This is a genomic window from Psychrobacter sp. CAL346-MNA-CIBAN-0220 (genome assembly GCF_040309805.1).
Lineage (GTDB): Bacteria > Pseudomonadota > Gammaproteobacteria > Pseudomonadales > Moraxellaceae > Psychrobacter.
The window spans coordinates 1,510,436-1,530,016 of the sequence record NZ_JBEOPF010000001.1; the positions used below are offsets into that span (position 1 = coordinate 1,510,436).

Annotated in this window: 12 protein-coding genes; 1 reads left to right on the top strand and 11 read right to left on the bottom strand. The window is 44.7% G+C overall.

Annotated elements, in window-relative coordinates:
- Window positions 1-247: 247 nt before the first annotated feature.
- From AAEY88_RS05955 to AAEY88_RS06000, 10 genes are all read right to left on the bottom strand, one after another.
- Window positions 248-1,669, bottom strand: coding sequence for an FAD-dependent oxidoreductase (locus AAEY88_RS05955; RefSeq protein ID WP_350560316.1), 1,422 nt, complete (start codon window positions 1,667-1,669; stop codon window positions 248-250).
- 178 nt (window positions 1,670-1,847) lie between these two features.
- Window positions 1,848-6,311 (bottom strand): glutamate synthase large subunit, encoded by a 4,464-nt coding sequence (gene gltB / locus AAEY88_RS05960; protein WP_350560317.1) that lies wholly within the window; start codon window positions 6,309-6,311, stop codon window positions 1,848-1,850.
- An 887-nt stretch (window positions 6,312-7,198) separates the two neighbouring features.
- The gene (locus AAEY88_RS05965; RefSeq protein WP_350560319.1) at window positions 7,199-8,200 is read right to left on the bottom strand and encodes a hypothetical protein; all 1,002 of its coding nucleotides are present in this window, start codon (window positions 8,198-8,200) and stop codon (window positions 7,199-7,201) included.
- 258 nt (window positions 8,201-8,458) lie between these two features.
- Window positions 8,459-9,553 carry a 3-dehydroquinate synthase gene (gene aroB, locus AAEY88_RS05970; RefSeq protein ID WP_350560321.1) on the bottom strand — a complete coding sequence of 365 codons (1,095 nt, stop codon included), beginning with the start codon at window positions 9,551-9,553 and terminating at the stop codon, window positions 8,459-8,461.
- A gap of 198 nt (window positions 9,554-9,751) precedes the next feature.
- On the bottom strand, window positions 9,752-10,333 hold the full coding sequence (gene aroK / locus AAEY88_RS05975) for a shikimate kinase AroK (protein ID WP_350560323.1): 582 nt from the start codon (window positions 10,331-10,333) through the stop codon (window positions 9,752-9,754).
- 165 nt (window positions 10,334-10,498) lie between these two features.
- Window positions 10,499-12,811, bottom strand: coding sequence for a type IV pilus secretin PilQ (gene pilQ, locus AAEY88_RS05980; protein ID WP_350560325.1), 2,313 nt, complete (start codon window positions 12,809-12,811; stop codon window positions 10,499-10,501).
- 44 nt (window positions 12,812-12,855) lie between these two features.
- Window positions 12,856-13,389, bottom strand: a complete 534-nt coding sequence (locus AAEY88_RS05985) for a pilus assembly protein PilP (protein WP_350560327.1) — start codon at window positions 13,387-13,389, stop codon at window positions 12,856-12,858.
- A gap of 1 nt (window position 13,390) precedes the next feature.
- Window positions 13,391-14,104, bottom strand: coding sequence for a type 4a pilus biogenesis protein PilO (locus tag AAEY88_RS05990; protein ID WP_350560329.1), 714 nt, complete (start codon window positions 14,102-14,104; stop codon window positions 13,391-13,393).
- Window positions 14,101-14,751 carry a PilN domain-containing protein gene (locus tag AAEY88_RS05995; protein ID WP_350560331.1) on the bottom strand — a complete coding sequence of 217 codons (651 nt, stop codon included), beginning with the start codon at window positions 14,749-14,751 and terminating at the stop codon, window positions 14,101-14,103. Before AAEY88_RS05995 ends, AAEY88_RS05990 begins: the two co-directional genes overlap by 4 nt.
- Window positions 14,751-15,806 carry a pilus assembly protein PilM gene (locus AAEY88_RS06000; protein WP_350560333.1) on the bottom strand — a complete coding sequence of 352 codons (1,056 nt, stop codon included), beginning with the start codon at window positions 15,804-15,806 and terminating at the stop codon, window positions 14,751-14,753. Before AAEY88_RS06000 ends, AAEY88_RS05995 begins: the two co-directional genes overlap by 1 nt.
- Before the next feature lie 255 nt (window positions 15,807-16,061).
- Between AAEY88_RS06000 and AAEY88_RS06005 the strand changes: the two genes are divergently transcribed.
- Window positions 16,062-18,758, top strand: a complete 2,697-nt coding sequence (locus tag AAEY88_RS06005; protein ID WP_350560335.1) for a transglycosylase domain-containing protein — start codon at window positions 16,062-16,064, stop codon at window positions 18,756-18,758.
- 193 nt (window positions 18,759-18,951) lie between these two features.
- On the opposite strand, the gene AAEY88_RS06010 is transcribed toward AAEY88_RS06005, so the two are convergent.
- Window positions 18,952-19,479: a DUF6586 family protein gene (locus tag AAEY88_RS06010; RefSeq protein WP_350560337.1), complete on the bottom strand. Its 528-nt coding sequence runs from the start codon at window positions 19,477-19,479 to the stop codon at window positions 18,952-18,954.
- Window positions 19,480-19,581: the final 102 nt, after the last annotated feature.

The following is a 19,581-nucleotide window of genomic DNA, read 5'->3' on the forward strand; positions in this document are numbered from 1 at the left end:
AAAATTTTTTAAGTGAGAAATAATTTAAAAAGTAAGGATTGATATCAGCAGATAATATATTCGTAAAATAACTGTCTTTGCAGCGCAACTGCCTTCGAATAGCAAATATTTTGACAGAGCAACTAGCAAAAAAATAACGCCTTTCACCTATTAAAAGGTAAAAGACGTTAAAGGTCAAAGCATGCTAGCACACAATACAAAAAACTTACTGTTTCGCTAGCGTTTAGCTAACGCAAGCTTAAGAAAATTATACTTCTAAAAAGTCTAATATCCCTTCGGCAGCTTCTCGGCCTTCCCAAATGGCAGTCACCACCAAGTCAGAACCACGAACCATATCCCCACCTGCAAATATTTTAGGGTTCTTAGTTTGAAATTTAAAGGTTTGCTCTTCCGCCGCTAATACGCGACCAGAGCTGTCCATCGCTACTTGCTGCGACTCAAACCAGTCGGCAGGACTAGGACGGAAACCAAAGGCCATAATCACCGCATCACAAGGAATGATCTCTTCAGAGTTGGCAATCGGTTCAGGACGACGGCGACCACGGTTATCTGGCGCGCCCAGATGCGTAGTGACCACCTTAACCGCATTGACCTTGCCATTTAAGCCGATGATTTCAGTAGGCTGGCGGTTGAATAAGAACTCAACGCCTTCCTCGCGCGCATTGACCACTTCCCGACGGGAGCCTGGCATATTTTCTTCATCACGGCGATAGGCACAGACGACTTTTCCAGCGCCTTGACGAATACTGGTTCGGTTACAATCCATCGCGGTATCACCGCCACCAAGTACCACGACCCTTTTACCTTTGAGGTCAATATACTCTTCTGGATCTTTTTCCCAGTCATTACAGCGATTGACATTGGCAATCAAAAAATCTAGGGCGTCATGGACACCTGCTAGCTCCTCGCCTGCAAATCCGCCACGCATATAAGTATAAGTACCCATTCCCATAAAGACCGCATCGTAATCACTCAGGAGCTCATCGATACTAACGTCTGTGCCGATTTCTGTCTCTAGGCGAAACTCGATTCCCATGCCTTCAAAGATAACCCGACGATTGCGCATGACGTCTTTTTCCATTTTAAATTCAGGAATACCAAAAGTCAGTAAGCCGCCAATTTCAGGGCGTTTATCGAAAACCACCGGCGTCACGCCATTTCTAACTAAAATATCGGCACAACCCAAACCTGCTGGCCCTGCGCCAATAATCGCGACTTTTTTGTCGGTCCAAACCACATCAGACATATCTGGACGCCAGCCAAGGGCAAAAGCGGTATCGTTGATATACTTTTCAACATTACCAATAGTCACTGCGCCAAAGCCATCATTGAGGGTACAAGCGCCCTCACATAAGCGATCTTGTGGACAGACACGACCACAAACCTCTGGCAAAGTATTGGTACGATGGCATAATTCTGCAGCTTGAAATATCTGTCCTTCGGTCGCTAGTTTGAGCCAATTAGGAATATAATTATGTACCGGACATTTCCATTCACAGTAAGGGTTGCCACATTCAAGGCAACGATGCGATTGCTGCGCCACTGACTCGCTCTCAACCGGTTTATAAATCTCAACAAACTCAGTAGCACGAGTGACGATATCTTTTTTGATGGGCTCCAGCCGCGGTACGTCTAAAAACTGAAAACTATTATCTAAGCGTTTTGCCATGGTGAAATTCTCTTCTATAGTGGGCAATGGCAGTTAGCAAAAGCAGGCGTTATCAACAGCAGCTATTAACCATCATTAATAAAGCCAACTAAAAAATGTATTCCGCTTTCAGTACTGCCACTGTCCTGCTTAAAACATGTGAACGGTAAACTTGTCTTAAAACGTTTGGCTACAACCCTTATTGCGGGTCTGCCATCGTACTCTTAAGCAAGCTTACAATGTTCGCCGCTTTGGGCTTGACCAAGTAGAACTTACGCGCGTAATGCTCAAAGTCAGCCAATATGGCTTGACCCCAAACGCTGCCAGTTTTATCCACATGACTTTCAATCACTTGTTGCAAATAGATCCGATGCTCTTCAGTTTGCTCACTCGAGATACGATTCAGATCAATCAGCTCATGATTGCAGCGATCAAAGAAGTCGCCGTCCATATCGAGTACATAAGCAAAGCCACCAGTCATCCCTGCACCAAAGTTAAGCCCTGTGCGCCCAAGAATAGTGATGATGCCGCCGGTCATATATTCACAGCAGTGATCGCCTGTGGCCTCGATGACGGCATGCGCGCCCGAGTTGCGTACGCCAAAGCGCTCGCCTGCCGTGCCAGCAGCATAGAGCTTGCCGCCAGTTGCGCCGTATAGACAAGTATTACCAATGATGGCGGTATCTCGGGCGACAAAGCTAGAGTCTTTCGGTGGATAGATAACAATCTCGCCGCCTGCCATGCCTTTACCAACATAATCATTGGCATCGCCTTCAAGCTCAATATTTAGGCCGCCTGCATTCCAAACGCCCAGACTTTGCCCTGCAGTACCGGTAAGGTGCAGCTTAATAGGCATATCGTTCATGCCTAGATTGCCCCATACTTGAGCAATCTCACCTGAAATACGGGCGCCAATAGAGCGATCACAGTTACCAACATCATAGCTATAATCCCCGCCGTTACCTTGGCGAATATTAAGTAGCATGTCGCTAATCATTTGCTCAGCCAGCAACCCTTTATCAAACGGCTCGTTACGCGCTACTTGACAAGTTTGCGGGGCGCCCGCGCTCGCGGGATGACTATACAATAAAGGGGTTAAATCAAGATGGCGCTGCTTATCGGTTGTGCCTTCTAATATCTCGAGCAAATCAGTACGACCGACCAACTCTTCCATACTACGTACGCCTAATGCCGCCAGCCATTCACGAGTTTCAGTCGCAACAAACCTAAAGAAGTTAATCAGCATTTCCGCTTCACCGATAAAGTGCTTATCACGTAGCTCAGCTTTTTGAGTAGCAACCCCAGTCGGACAGTTGTTAAGGTGACAAATGCGCAGATATTTACAGCCAACGGCAATCATTGGAGTCGTGCCAAAGCCAAAACTTTCTGCACCCAGTATTGCCGCTTTTATCACATCAAGGCCAGTTTTAAGACCGCCATCAGTTTGGATACGTACTTTATGACGCAAGCCATTAACTCGTAGCGACTGATGGGTCTCAGCAAGACCCAATTCCCACGGCGATCCCGCATGATGAATAGAGGACAGTGGCGAAGCGGCTGTACCGCCATCGTAGCCTGAAATGGTAATTAAATCGGCATAGGCCTTTGCCACGCCTGTTGCAATCGTACCCACTCCTGGACGTGATACCAATTTAACCGAAACTAAAGCATCAGGATTGACTTGTTTTAAATCAAAAATCAGCTGGGCCAAATCTTCAATAGAATAAATATCATGATGCGGCGGCGGTGAAATTAAGGTCACCCCAGGCACTGAATAGCGCAAACGCGCAATTAAAGCATTGACCTTACCACCCGGCAGCTGACCACCTTCACCAGGTTTGGCGCCTTGTGCTACTTTGATTTGCATGACTTCAGCTGAGCGCAAATAAGCAGGCGTTACTCCAAAACGACCAGAGGCGACTTGTTTGATTTTTGAATTACGTAAGGTGCCATAACGGACAGGATCTTCACCGCCCTCGCCTGAGTTTGAGCGCCCGCCAATAGTATTCATTGCCATGGCTATCGCTTCATGTGCCTCAGGCGACAACGCTCCCAACGACATACCAGCGGAATCAAAGCGCGCTAAAATCTTCGCAGAATCTTCAACCTCGTTAACATCAATAGGATTATTAGTCTTTAGCTGTAATAAATCACGTAAGGTAGCGACTGGACGACTATTAACCAAATCAGCATAGTGACGATAATTGTCATAATTACCCGTACGTACTGCGGTATGCAGGCTGTTAATCACGTCAGGATTAAAAGCGTGATATTCCTTATTAAACACAAACTTGAGCAGACCCCCTTGATCAAGCGGCGCACGGCGCTTAAAGGCATTGGCGGCTAGTTGTGCTTGATCAGCGGCAAGATCAGCAAAGGTTGCGCCTTTAATCCGACTTTGTACCCCTTTAAAGCATAAATCAACCACAGGTTCAGAGAGTCCAACCGCTTCAAATAACTGGGCGCCGCGATAAGAGACTATGGTAGAAATACCCATTTTGGATAAAATCTTTAGCAAACCTTTATCTAAGCCTTTACGGAAATTCACTCGGGCTTGAATCGGATCGCCTAACAGCTCACCAGTAGCGACCAAGTCGTCAATAACATCGTAAGCCAAATAAGGATAAACGCAGGTAGCACCAAAACCAATCAATACAGCCACTTGATGTGAATCGCGCACTAGCCCTGTCTCTATAATTAGATTAGCATCAGTACGAATACCTTCGGCAATCAAATAATGATGTACCGCGCCAGTGACCATAATGGCATTGGCCGGTACTTTATCCGCATCGATATCTTTATCAGAGAGCACAATCAGCGTATGTCCTGCACGAATCGCGCTTGCCACTTGCTCACAGATAGTAACAATCGCAGCTGATAACGCTTGACTGCGCTCATAGTTCAAATCGATACGCGCTATCTGAAAAGCAGGATCGTCTATGGTTTCAATCTGCTGCATTTTACTGGCTGATAACACTGGCGAGGACAAAATCAGACGATGCGCATCTTTGGCAGAAGGCGAAAACACATTAGTCTCAGCGCCTAAACAAGTCTGTAGTGACATAACGATAGACTCACGTAGTGGGTCAATCGGTGGATTGGTCACCTGTGCGAACTGCTGACGGAAGAAATCTCCCACATGACGAATTTGCTGTGACAGCACCGCCATTGGGGTATCATCGCCCATCGAACCGACTGGCTCTTGACCATTTTCGGCATTCGGTCGAATGATCTCAGTACGCTCTTCATTAGTAATGTGATACATTTTTTGTAAGGTTTTGAGCTGGTCACCACGACATGCTTGCGCGGCAAATTGTTCTTCTAAGCGCTCATCATCACGGATACGCGTCGCTTCTTCGCGCAGCCATTTACGATAGGGATGAGCGTTTTTAAGTAAAGTAGCGATTGCCTCAGTATCTAGAATTCGACCAGTCAAGGTATCAATGACCAGCATTTGACCAGGACCTACGCGGCCTTTGGCGATCACATCTTTTGATGCGTAATCCCAAACCCCAATCTCAGAGGCAACGGTGATATAGCCGTTTTTAGTCGTGACCCAGCGCGACGGACGCAGACCATTGCGATCGAGCATACATACCGCATAACGTCCATCTTGAATAACCAGACCTGCTGGCCCATCCCACGCCTCCATATGTTGCGAGTAAAACTCATAAAACGCCCGCAAGTCCATATCCATACTATCTACGTTTTGCCACGCAGGCGGTACTAGAATAGACATAGAGTGAAAGAGACTCATGCCACCTGACATCAGGACTTCAAGCATATTATCTAAGCTTGATGAGTCCGAGCCACTGCTATTGACCAGCGGATGCAACTCACCGATATTAGGCAGTTTGGCTGATTTTAATTTCGGTGTACGCGCCTCAGACCAACTACGGTTACCTGTAATGGTATTGAGCTCACCGTTATGAGCAAGATAGCGGAACGGCTGTGCCAGTGGCCAGCGCGGTAGGGTATTGGTAGAAAAACGCTGATGAAAGACCACGATATGCGAGGCCAAACGCTGATCTTGTAAGTCGGTAAAAAACGCTGGTAGGTCTGATGGCATTACCAAACCTTTATAAATAATGGTCTGACAATTTAATGAGCAAACATAAAACAACTCATCATCAACTAAGCGTTGCTCGGCTTTTCTGCGGGCGACAAACAGCTTACGGTTAAAATCATCAGCAGCAAGGCCGTCAGGAGCATTGACAAAAATCTGCTCAAAGCCCGGCAAGGTCTCACGACCAATTTCACCGACGATATCAAGGTTAACAGGCACCTCACGCCAGCCAGCAACGGTTAATCCTTGGGCAGTAACCTCGTCGCTCAATACTTGCTTACTATGCTGGGCTTTGGCATCCTCTAAATTGGTGAATACCATACCAACGGCGAAATTATCCGTAATGTCTAATTGCTGCTCAGTAGCAATAGCGGTAAAAAACTTAATAGGTGTCGCCAGTAGCAACCCGCAACCGTCACCGGTCTTACCGTCAGCCGCGACGCCGCCGCGGTGGGTCATACAGCTTAAACTATGAATGGCGGTTTTTACTAAATCGTGACTGGCTTGACCTTCAATGTGAGCAATCAGACCAAAACCGCAGTTATCGGAGAAATCATCTGGGGTCGCCAAATGCGTGTGGGAGGATATCATTGACATGGCTTGTCCTTTTAAGTGAGCGGCTAGCCTATATCTAATGCAGATAATAGACTTAATACCGCAAGCAGAACGGGCTAATGAATAATATTCGTATATCCGAATTAATGGCGCAATAAGTGATAAATGCTTGCGCTTTGATAGAGATAAAAATAATCATCACTATCGCATTTATTCGAGAGCAAACGCAGTAACGGTCAATCAAAACCAGCAGATAGTAGATAGGTAAAATACAGTTGCTAAAATAAAGCACTGAAAAACAGTTACCGAGCTGCCAGCAGCTTAAGCGTTGGCGCGTTATTTATCGTCTGTTATTGTTAGGTGACGCAGGTCAATATGACAGGCGCAGCGACGGACGATCAGCTCATCGAGCACCTAATGACAAGGTGATCGATTAAATGTGAATATCAGACGCTTCGTGTTCAAACGCCCTAATAACCCTTAGTGAGAATATCATAAGAAAGGTAGTGTCGCTTGCAATATGTTTAATAGCGATAGCAAGAAACAGCGTTTAAAACTACAAAATAGTTGTAATAAATTATCATAGAATAACCATATAAATAGCTATTTACGATAACTATACAGAGCGTCGCCCACAATCATCTTAATTAATGCTAGACCAAAAATCCAGTCTTTTTTATTAATTTATTTGCCAAAATTTACAAGCAGCCATCTTAATATTTACTCTTGAGACGCTCATCTTTTATAGTAATAGCTATTATCAGTAAGATATATAAGTTTGTTATTAGCCACTGCTAAGTACCTCCAAGCATAATTATTGATACCCCATCACCATCAAATGATACGATCTAAAAATAATGACCCCATAAAAAATCCCGCTAGACATGACATCTAGCGGGCTCGATATAAACGATTGTTATTATGAGAAATTAATTGCCTTTCTCTTCTATAATCTCTTTGCTACTGTCGTTATTGTTTTTGGTAGCCGCCGTATTTTTATTACTGGTGTCTGAGCTGGCATTACTTTTTTCGGTATTGTTAGCGACGCTTGGTGATTTCGGTGTGGGTACAATCGGTAGCTTTTTAGACGGGGCCGATGCGCCGTTATCATTTTCGGCTGCCATCGTACGCTCTTCATTAACCGCTAAAGTGTCAGAGGTGTCCGCTGATTGACGAATACTCTCACCATCGTCAGTTGCCATTTGGCTGCTGTCATTATTAGCTAGGTCCTCAGTCGAGGTTTCAGTTCTTTGGCGAACAGGCACTTCACGCTTGGTTGGCTGCAGTCTCACTGAGCGTGAGCGTCTAGTGCTGAGATCTTTAATAGGTCCAGGGCGCTCATAATTATCGATAATGCCGATATAGCGATTGACCTCTTCAGGCAATACACGCACATCGGCTGGCAGTCCAAAGTCTATCAGCTTAGCTGCGCCTACCGCCTCTTGTGAACTACTCATGAGCCCATAAGTGAGCATATAACGCGGCTGACTGTCTTCATCACGGTAGCGAAAATAAGAGAATTTTTTGCGATCTTCGCGACCTTCTAAATAGCTAACAATGACCTCATTTTCTGCAACATTCATGACCTGTATGGTCCACTTGCCTTTATTGGCCAACAAATAACGTTTGTCTTTAAACTCATCAGGATAATTGCGTAAATCGCGCACCGTATCTTCAAAGGTAATCGGCTGCACATCAGTATCGAGCTCATGCAGCGCTTCAATAGACGATGGCTGCTTAAGCTCTCCGCTCAATGATTGCGGTACTGATATCGGTGCATTCTCGATTTTAGCGCCGATTGCTGGGGTTTGACTAAACATCCAAATCAGTGCGGTTACAATCCCCAATAGCAAGGTCATCATCAACCAAATTAGCGCTTGGCGACGATAGGACTTGGGTGCGGGGCCAGTCGTTGATCTCGATGCTGCCATGAGTGTTTCCTTGGAAAAATATTATAAACACGCTGATACAAGTGTGGTTAAAGTTGTCATTCAGTCATAGTTAATGTAATAGTAAGTAATGTAATAGTAGGTAATGCATATTAAGGCTATACATATAAAAGTTAGCAGAAGCTACCGGCGCCTAATGGAAAACCTATCTTACATACCTAGTACTAGGATATATCGACCATTAGAGTGTGAGGCTTAAAATAAGATAAGTTGATGACACACCCTGAGTAGCTTACAAACTTATACTGCGTGTTGCGACAGTACCTCTGTGAGGAACTGGGCATCGAAGTCATCTGTCAGGATGGCTTGTCCTAATGATTTTAACAAAATCAGACGGATTTGTCCGTTTTTCACTTTTTTATCATGACCCATCAAGTCCAAGGCAGTCTGCACAGCAATGGGCGGCGGTGTGGTGGGTAAATCTGCTAGCGCTAAGACGCGCTTAATACGAGCCACCTCATCCGCGCTCAACCAGCCGATTTTGTGTGACAGTTCAGCAGCTTGCACCATACCGGCGGCGACCGCCTCACCATGCAACCAACTGCCATAGCCTTCATGGGTTTCAATCACATGGCCAAAGGTATGACCAAAGTTCAACAGTGCCCGCAAGCCTGCTTCGCGCTCATCTTGTGCGACAACCGCAGCTTTATAATCACAGCAGCGCTTCACCGCCTCGCCAAGTATTACTAAATCTAATGCCATCATGGCAGGCAGGTTTTGCTCAAGCCATGTTAAAAAGTCCACATCCATGATTAGGGCATATTTGATAACTTCTGCAAGCCCTGCCGACAGCTCACGCGCAGGTAAGGTTTGTAGGGTACTCATGTCAGCAAGTACCATCTGCGGCTGCCAAAACGCGCCAATCATGTTTTTGCCTTGCGGGTGGTTGATGCCAGTTTTGCCGCCAACACTGGAGTCCACTTGTGATAGCAGCGTGGTTGGGATTTGGATAAAATTCACCCCACGCATAAAACTTGCCGCTGCAAATCCAGTCATATCGCCCACTACGCCGCCGCCAAGCGCAATTAATGTCACATCACGGTTAAAGTGCTGCATCATAAGCCTGTCATAAATCTGATTGATACTGGCCTGATTTTTATACTGCTCACCATCAGGCAGGACACAGACCGCTACCGTAAAATTTTCTGCCAGCGCCTGCTGTAATGGCTGCAGATATAGAGGTGCCACGGTTTCATTGGTGACAATCAACACCTGCTGACCGCTAATATAGGGTGCAATTTGCTCAGCCATGATACTTTTTGCTGTAATGATAATTGGGTAATCATGGCTTTGAGTATGAACCGTCAAGCTACTATCAAACTGTGGTGTGGTCATAAGCGCTCCTTCTGCCCCTTTGATTAGACGTTTGCACTGAGGTATCTTACATGGATGATTGCCATACCATCTTCAATAAGTTCGATACCCTTATAAATACTATTAAACAACTTTGATGGATCGGTTTGGCCACTTAATTAATAGGTTACTGTGCCACTTTGATCTTTGAAGTGACCCCTCTACTTATCTTATAGGTAGTTAGTCTTCAGATGAGCCTGAATCGGTGGTGATTGTGGCTCTATCAATAGCAGTAGGCACCAGAAAGGACTCTAATTGCTGTAATAGTTGATGAACCATATGTCGTGGGTAGGTGTGTCCAGTGGGCAAAATAATATGCGCCACTTGCCGGTATAAAGGGTCGCGAATACGATATAAGTTTTGTAAAATCTGTCTGGGATTGGGCTGCTGTAGTAACGGCCGCGATTTGTCTTTGGAGGTGCGCGCCATTTGCACATCAACAGGCGCATTAAGATACACCACAATGCCGCGTTGGTGTAAGAATTCACGATTTTCAGCCCGCATGACTGCACCGCCGCCAGTTGCTAGCACAATCTGTTGGTGCTGAGTTAACTCATCAATTGCCCGCGTTTCACGTGCGCGAAATCCTGCCTCGCCTTCTTTAGCAAATATCCAAGCAATATCAGCGCCCGTTTGCGATTCGACGTACCAGTCGCTATCCACAAACGATCGCCCCAATTGCTTGGCGAGCAGGCGGCCAATAGTGGTCTTCCCAGCGCCCATCGGCCCGACTAAAAACACCGACGGCAGTTCCTCCAACATAACACTCACTCAGATAAATTAACTATCATACAACGTCATCGATATTCTGGCTAGTAAAGAGACTTTATTATTACTGATAAAAATTAGCTATTAGTAAACATCAGCCAATAAAAAAGCAAGCGTACAGACTTACTTTTGATCCAGCTAAATATGAGCTTGGTTCTATTAGTCTAAACGGCTGATGCCGTCATTAATCAATTTCGGGGTTACAAAGATGAGCAGCTCTTGCTTATCATTACTGCGCATATCACGTCTGAACGCATGGCCAATATAGGGCAGGTCTCCTAAGAATGGGACTTTTTCTACCCCTTTAGAGATACGATTTTTAAAGACGCCACCCAGTACGACGGTTTGACCATCTTCTACGATCACGTTAGTAGAGATAGAATCTTCAGCGATGGCCACATCACCATTAATAATAGTTGGGGTACCATTGGTAATGTTAAGCTGCATGCCAATTTTGCCATCAGGAGTAATGTTTGGGGTAACCTCTAAACTTAGGGCTGCTTCTTTAAAGCTGGTGGATGTTGCACCACTGGCAGCCGCTTCTTGATAAGGAATTTGAGTACCTGAAGAGACTTTGGCGGTTTGTTTGTCAGTGGTCAATATTTTAGGTGTAGAGATGACCTCACCACGATTGTCTGCTTGCAGGGCCGACAGCTCAAGATCAAGCATCACATCAGACATACTGAGCAAGCCAAAGGCAATACGTCCAGCAGGATTTGCGACGCCTAAATCAACGTTTAAATTATCAGGACTACTGATGTCATATTTAGGATAAGATACCGTTTGTCCATCAATGATGGTGGTCTGTACGGTAAAGTCCTTAAGCTCTGCCAAAGTCTTATTACTACCACCGACCAATAGATTGCGGTTGTTGGCCGCACCATTCGACAAAATACCCCAACGCACGCCGATCTCTTTACTAAAGCTGTCAGAGGCGCTGACAATTCGCGCCTCAATCATCACTTGGCGTACTGGAATATCGATTTTGCTAATCAGTCTATGGATATTTTCAATGCTTGATGTCACGTCTTTGATAATCAAAGTATTGGTACGCTCATCAACTGTCACTGTGCCGCGATTGGATAGCAGCGTATTATTGTCTTGCACCGCATTATTCAAACCGCCACTACTACCCGTAGGCCCACTACCTTGAGAGATAAGGTTAAGGACATCTTGCACTTTAGCGTAGCTAAGCCGAATATACTCTGTCCGTAGGGGCGCATAGGCTGCAATCGCTTGCTGGGCTTCGAGCTCACGCGCTTCTTGCTCCGCAAGCTCAGTAGCAGGTGCGACTAGTATGACGTTACCATTTTCACGTTTACCGAGATTTTTACTTTTTAAAATGATATCGAGAGCTTGATCCCAAGGAACATTAATCAGGCGTAGCGTGATGTTACCGGCTACTGAGTCACTGGCAACAACGTTCATGTCAGTAAACTGCGCTAGAATATCAAGCACGCTACGAATCTCAACATCTTGGAACTCCATAGATAGTGCTTCCCCACTATAGACTTTTTCTTCTATAGTCGGCTCACGCAGTAGTTCAGGCTGACTAATCTCAATGTTAAGCTGATTGCCTGCTTGATACGCTTGATACTCATAGTCGTCAATCATATTAATAGTGATAATACCAGTTTGACCTTGGTTTTTGGTATCAATAGTATCTACCAGACCGCTATTGATATTGAGGCGGCGTAATAAGTTTTTGGGAATAGTGCTGCCAGTTATACGTACCACTAGCTTGTTACCTTGACGCTGTACATCAACAGGAATCGCTTCATTGGCAAGCGTAATACTGACATTACCGCCCCTATTGTTTCCTGCTGCAAAATTAAGGGCGGTCAGACCATCATAGCTATATTGCTTGCTCACTTGCGAGGAAGCAAGGTTAGGATCTAAGAGAGGATTGACCCGTACAACCATAGTATCAGCGGGGAGCTCATTACTAGCGCCTACTACACTGCTATTTTCGATGATAGGCGTCACAATTGCAGTAGTGGTCATCGCCGCATCGTTAGTTATAAGCGGACGATCAGGATCAGTAATAGTGAGTAATAAATCATTACCATTCACCGTAGTGGTATAATTACCCTCCTGTTTTAATCCAACGATCAGACGCGTGGTATTGTCATTATTTAAGGTAGTAACGTCAGTGATCATACCAATATTATAGTCAGTAAAGCGGCTAGCAAGACCGTTTTGTACCTGCTCAAAATCTAATACTAGGCGGCTTGGATCGGCAAGTTGATAAGCAGCAGGCAGAACGGGTACCCCCGTAAACCCCAAGCGTAGCTGAGTGACCGCTGGCGCAGTTTGGATCACAGAAACATTATTGATACGCTGTTCTGCATAGGCTGGGCTGCTAATAGCGGCCATACTGACTGCTAACGAAGATATGGCGAAGGTAGATATAGCAAAGGTAGAGAAAAATCGGTTGCTCATCATCATTACCTTGTTATTACTTACTGTCATTACTTATTCCTCAAAGAGCCTACCAATCTACCATATATGGAAAACTAGCTAGGGGAAACCAGCGACTGAGGCCTCTCGATAAACCCGGCACGGCTGTCTGGTACAATTTCAATTAAATTAATCTGGGTCGCTGTAATTTCCACAATACGACCATCATTTAGTCCAAGATAATCCCCTACTTTGACGCTCGCGACTGACCCATCAGGACGCTGTATCAGCGCATACAGCTGACCTTCAGGAGAGATTAATATCCCACGAAAGGTCAGCTGCGAGAGCTCATATTGCTCAAGCGGCTCTTTAGGGCGTGTGATATCAGGACGTACGCCATTAATAGGGGCAGTTGGACCTTGGACATTAACTAAGCTTGGCGGTAGAAATGGACTACGTAGCAGACTGGCACTATAGACAAAGTCTTCAACCCGCTCAGTTTTTGGCAGTGGCTCAATAGGCTGCGAGGGCGAGTTCCGAATCTCAGCTAACGCCTGCTCTTCCAATCCAATGCGATCCGAGCAGCTTGTTAACCACAAAGTCATGATAATCAGGGTTAGGAGGGCTGGCAATTGTGGTTTAATATTCACATCAGTTGCTCCCTACATTATCGTCTGTCACCGCGACGTCTTTCGGTATCACTTCTTTTGAGCGATAGGTTTTGGTCTGTAATATCAAATTCAGCTCCGGTACGGTATCCAAAGTAGGCTGCGGGTTACTGACTTCAAAATCATGCATAGTGATAATACGCGGTAATGCCGCAAGACCGCTGATAAAACTGCCGAACTGATGATATTCTCCTAATGCCGCAATACGAATCGGCTGCTCAATAAAAAACTCGTTTTCAATCTCAGGTTCTACTGAAATATCCTGAAAGCGTATATTACTAGCAACACCAGTCATATTAATACCCTCCACCAGCTCCGATACTCGAGTATCTTTAGGTAGCTGCTCAAGTAAGGTATTAAATTCCGTTTCCATCTGATTAAATTGGGTTTTATAGGCTTCTAAATGGCGAGCGCGTGACTCTTTTTCACGGTAGCCCTCAAGTAAAGTCTGCTGCTCACTTTCTGCGGCTTTGATTTCGTTAGTCTTATTACTGATTGGCAGCGCCCAAGATAAAGTAATGATAAAAGCGATGACAAATCCAAGTAAGGTCACTTTGACTGGTAGTGGCCAACTACCATAGTTTTCAGAATCTAATGACTCAAAGCTGCGGCGAAAGTCATTCAAATTAAATGGCTTTTTGCGGCGAACGGCTGTCTTTTTAGGCTTGACTAGACTTTTTTGGCCGATAAACTTCATAACTTACCTCCAAGCTCAGCGCTGCCAGCCAGACTGGTGGCCTCTAACTGCACTTGGGTCGTAATGACAAACTGCACATAGCTGTCTTCGGGGTAAACCGGACGCGACTGCTCTCCAGTCGTTACAGTCTCATTAAGCTTAGGAACAGACTGATAAGCAGTAATATTTTGCTGAATATTACGTACAGCAGAATCACCCATCCATTGACTCTTATCTAAATCGCGAATCAAGCTTGAAACCACATTAGGATTGTCCGCAAGACCGGTCAAGGTAAGCAGATCACCTTCACGTTTTAGATTATTTAGATAGAGGCCAGGTGGTATGGCTTTGGCAATATCATCCCACAAATGAACAGGGACAGGACGTTGGCCTTGCAAATCTTGAATGACTTGCATGCGCGAAATAATATCTTTACGGCGCTGCTCTAAGTTATCAATTTCAGTCAATGCCGTATCTAAGCGGCTGTTTTCTTGCTCAATGAGCGCGTTCGCATCGCGCTGTTCATGAAGCTCATTATTGAAATAACTCCATGTTGCAAACGCAGTTAATAGCGCCAGCAAGGTCACTACAACCACTAAGATAATAAATTCTTTATTACGGCGTTCTCGTTCTTCTTGCCGCCAAGGCAGTAGGTTAATACGAGCCATCAGTCAAAGCTCCTTAACGCCAGACCGCACGTGGCCATTAAGCTTGGAGCATCGATTATCAGTTGCTCGCTATTTATATGGGGGTTTATGGTCATATTGATAAAAGGATTGGCGACAGTGACTGGGACACCAAGCTTTTGTTGCACCATATCAGAAAGACCTGGAATAGAACTGCTGCCTCCAGCAAGTACGACCTGATCAATACTTTTATGCTGACTAGAGGAAAAATAAAACTGCAAGGATCGCATGATTTGCTGAATAGCATTTTCCATGAAAGGCGTTAGAATCTCTGGATAATAATCATCAGGTAGCGTCCGCTCGCGTTTATTGATGCTGGCCTCTTCAAATGATAAGCCGTAGCGGTTCTGGATGCCTTCGGTCAGCTGCAAACCCCCAAACAACTGCTCACGGCTATAAACAAATTCACCATTTTTGGCGACGTATAAGGTGGTCTGGTTGTGACCAATATCAACCAGTGCTACCAGTTCTGGTATACCGGGTAGATTGTTTACCATAAGCCCAAAAGCACGCTCAATCGCATGCGACTCAATGTCCATAACTTTAGTATTCAAACCACCAAAGGTGAGCGCATCAACACGCTGATCAACGTTTTCTGAGCGCGAGGCAGCTAACATTACTTGTACCATGCCGTCCTCGACAGCCGAGGGGCCCAGTACCTCAAAATCAAGATTGATCTCTTCTAAAGGATAAGGAATATATTGTTCCGCATCCAAACGAATCTGGGCTTCACGTTCAATATCGTTTAGCGCTATATCCATATCTATAACTTTAGTAATAACTGCTGAACCTGGAACGGCAGTAGCCGCATCACTACCTATTGCCTGACAGCGCCTTGCTAGACGCGCAATAGCCGCACCAACCATTTCGGTGTCTACAATTAGCTTATCGACGACTGCACCTAACGGTAATGTTTCAATACCGTAAGACTTTAAATAAAATATCCCTTGCTTACGCTGTATATCGACTAACTTTACTGACGTGGTGCGAATATCTATCCCGACCAAATGTCGACCTTTAGCAGAAAGTAGCCTCACAAACACGTTACCTTGTATAAAATGTACGTTTTGATAGTTATCTTTAGTGATCAAATACAATTTTGATAGTTATCTTTAATTATCAAATACAATACGTTACTTGATAGACGTATTCAACCATTTATCTATTATAATATACCACTCATGCGAGATGATATCTCTTCATAAGAGAAATTACACTTTTAGTATGACCCACTCATTTTGTTCAGAGTATAATATAATATTTGTTGCAAATTTTAATCAATAAGTCTCACTATGACCGAAAAAAATGCTACCACTCATTTCCTACGCTTTTTGGTGGGACTTGTCATTGCCTGTCTGGCCTTGGCAGTTATTCTAGCACTGGCCGTACCCATTGGGTTTTATGGTATGGCGATGTATTTATCGCCCACCCTACCCAGCACTCAAGAAATTAAAACGGTCAGTTTGGAGATGCCACTACAGATCTATAGCAGTGATGATAAGCTAATCGGTCAATATGGCAATCGCCTATCACTACCAGTTACTTTTGATGATATTCCTGAGAATTTGACCCATGCCTTTTTAGCAGCAGAAGATTCCTCATTTTTTCAACATAGCGGGATTAGCATTAAAGGGCTTGGACGTGCGGTTACCGAAGCGGTTATTGATGACGAGGGTCAAACAGGTGGTTCTACCATTACGATGCAGGTCGCCAAAAACTATTTCCTAAGTCCAGAGCGTACTTTAAATCGTAAGTTAACAGAGCTATTTTTAGCGCGCAAGATAGAAGACGAGCTGAGCAAAAATGATATTTTGACGCTATATGTCAATAAAATCTACTTAGGCGAAGGGGCTTATGGTATCCGCGCCGCTGCCAAAAAATACTATAGTAAATCGCTTGAGAATCTTACGGTTGCTGAGATGGCAATGCTGGCAGGCCTGCCAAAAGCCCCCTCAAAATACAACCCCGTTGCCAATCCCAGTCGCGCACTGACTCGGCGTAACTGGATTGTTGGCCGTATGCATGAGCTTGGCTATATCAGCAAAGCTCAATATGAAGAAGCGGTTAATGCCCCAATCGGGCTGAATTTATATCAAGAAAAACTTGACGTTAATATGCCGTATTTGGCAGAGATGACGCGCTATGCCTTGGTTAACCGTTATGGTAAAGAAGTCGTTAATGGCGGCTGGCGTGTGCGCCTTACCGTTGACAGTCAAGCGCAACAGGATGCTGAAGCAGCGGTATTAAAAGGACTAATCGCTTATGATCATCGTCATGGCTGGCGTGGCGCTGAAGCAAATGATGAGCCGCTTGAAAACTTTAGCCGTTATGGCAATATGTATCCAGCTAAAGTTACCAAAGTGAACTCTCGTAGTTTTGAGGCGATGATGGCATCAGGTAAAAGTGTGACAGTCAACTGGTCGGGTATGAGCTGGGCACGCAAATATTTCTCAGCCGATCGTATCGGCTACTATCCTAATAACGCAGCAAAAATTGTTAGTAAAAATGATAATATTCGCCTAGCACCAACCAATAACGGCGGCTGGAAACTGGCACAAATACCTGATGTACAAGGTAGCTTAGTCTCCTTAAATCCAGAGACTGGCGCGGTCAAGGCATTAGTTGGTGGCTTTAACTTTAATCATAGTAAATTTAACCGTGCCTTACAAGGCTGGCGGCAACCAGGTTCGATTATTAAGCCGCTTATCTATACTAGCGCATTAGAAAAAGGCTATCGTCCTGATAGTATTGTTTCAGACCGCCCCATTCAAGTGGGCGAATGGCAACCTAAGAACTCTGACGGACGTTTTTTAGGTGATATCACCTTACGCCGTGGTCTATATTTATCACGCAATTTGGTGTCCATCCGTCTACTACAAGCTATCGGTATCTCCGATGCCCGTAGCTTATTAGATCAGTTTGGCTTGGATAAAGAAAAGCTACCAACAACCTTGTCACTGGCACTTGGCGCCGGTCAAGCGACGCCCCTACAAATGGCGACTGCCTATACGTCTTTTGCCAATGGTGGTCACCGTGTTCAACCTTATTTTATCGAACAAATATATAACTATGATAATAAGCAATTGTTCCAAGCCAATCCGCAGCGTGCCTGTGCCTTGTGCTTTAACGAACAAGTTGATGAGCTCAACCAACAGCTAATTGAAGAGCATAATAAGCTTACAGCGAATGAAAAGGCAGCTGCAAATACCAATAAACCAGCTGATAATGAAGCAGTCGCAACCCCTGATTTAAAAGATATCACTGATGCTAATAGCTTGCCTCTAGACAACACCGCTATTGATCTTAGCGTTTATGATGCAAGCCCTGCAGCTGATCGCCTCCAAGCTCCTACTACTCAGTACTTACTTGCCACCCAAGCACCGCGTATCTTACAGCCACGAGTGGCTTATGAGATGGCAGATATCTTACGTGATGTGATACAACGTGGTACTGGCATTCGGGCAAAAGCACTCGGTCGGACTGATATCGGTGGTAAAACTGGTACGACCAACGACGCTAAAGATGCTTGGTTTGCAGGATTTCATCCTACTAATACAACTGTTGTATGGATGGGCTTTGATAAGCCTACGACTCTTGGTCGCCGAGAGTATGGTGGGGTAGCCGCACTACCCGTATGGATGGATTTTATGCGAGCCCAGTTAAAAAATGTTCCTTATCAATGGGTATCACTCAATAACCGTGCTAAGTCAGAGAAACAAAAACAACGGGTGATAGAGATGACTGATGACGGCATAATTATCCCCGATGATGACGAAGCCAGTTCCAACAGGGTAGCAAAACCAGTCAAGACTAGAACTCAACAGCGTAAGCAGCCTGAACCTGTCACTGAGCCTGAGCCTACAAAACCAAAAGTTAGCAAAGACACTATTAACAAACCCATAGCCATACCAAAACCTAGCAACGACAATGTACCGCAAAATCCGTTAACAGCAATACCAGCAGAACGTTTGCCGCCAATACCAGAATAAATTACTCGTATTGCAGGCGTAAAAACCCAGTTTATAAAAACTGTTTTCAATAAAAAATGCTTGTTCAGTAATCACTGAGCAAGCATTTTTTATGGGTGATTTTATAAAGTATATAAATTCTGATTTTACTTACTAAGTATTTTTCAAATACCTTTATAGTGATTAACTATTAAATCACTTTTGCTAGCACTTACTAAAACTCTACCATACCTGCCCGTAATTGTTCGATAAGCTCTAGAAACTGCTGGCGCCATTCACGTATCGTTGCTTCATCAGGCAACCATTGATTTGATAACGTCACCACATTAACGATCAAATCTCGCGGCTCTATCTCGGTAGTATTTGTAGCCTCATCACCTGAGTTGTTAAGCGGTACAGCATATAGACAACGCTGATAAGCGCGCTCTATATTTGCTAAAAATCCTTGCTGTTGTAACTGCTGTAAGCGCTGTACCTCTGGTGACACTTGCGTACGTTCGCTAAGTGCCTGCTCAATATCTACTAAAGTCGGGGCCGTCATAGTCAGCCCATAAAACTGTGATAACTCCTGCATAAAGGCCAGAAAAGTCCCATATAAATGAAATATAGCCGTCTCGCACTGTGCCTGATACAGCTGCTTATCCTTGCTACTACCTGCAGCTTGACAGGCCAAACGACAAAAATATAACTTTTGATTGGTACGATCTGCTTGATATTTGGCAACGCGACTTTTACCTGCCATAGGTTTCTTATCCTTATGTTAATGGTAAACAACTATTAATCAATAACAGCTACGATTAATAAAATCGCTTTTTTAGTGTACTATTTTCTTAAGTAAATTTCT

Coding starts and splice junctions, on each gene's coding strand:
- AAEY88_RS05955 (WP_350560316.1), bottom strand. CDS start 1,669: ATGGCAAAACGCTTAGATAATAGTTTTCAGTTTTTAGACGTACCGCGG.
- gltB (WP_350560317.1), bottom strand. CDS start 6,311: ATGTCAATGATATCCTCCCACACGCATTTGGCGACCCCAGATGATTTC.
- AAEY88_RS05965 (WP_350560319.1), bottom strand. CDS start 8,200: ATGGCAGCATCGAGATCAACGACTGGCCCCGCACCCAAGTCCTATCGT.
- aroB (WP_350560321.1), bottom strand. CDS start 9,553: ATGACCACACCACAGTTTGATAGTAGCTTGACGGTTCATACTCAAAGC.
- aroK (WP_350560323.1), bottom strand. CDS start 10,333: ATGTTGGAGGAACTGCCGTCGGTGTTTTTAGTCGGGCCGATGGGCGCT.
- pilQ (WP_350560325.1), bottom strand. CDS start 12,811: ATGACAGTAAGTAATAACAAGGTAATGATGATGAGCAACCGATTTTTC.
- AAEY88_RS05990 (WP_350560329.1), bottom strand. CDS start 14,104: ATGAAGTTTATCGGCCAAAAAAGTCTAGTCAAGCCTAAAAAGACAGCC.
- AAEY88_RS05995 (WP_350560331.1), bottom strand. CDS start 14,751: ATGGCTCGTATTAACCTACTGCCTTGGCGGCAAGAAGAACGAGAACGC.
- AAEY88_RS06005 (WP_350560335.1), top strand. CDS start 16,062: ATGACCGAAAAAAATGCTACCACTCATTTCCTACGCTTTTTGGTGGGA.
- AAEY88_RS06010 (WP_350560337.1), bottom strand. CDS start 19,479: ATGGCAGGTAAAAGTCGCGTTGCCAAATATCAAGCAGATCGTACCAAT.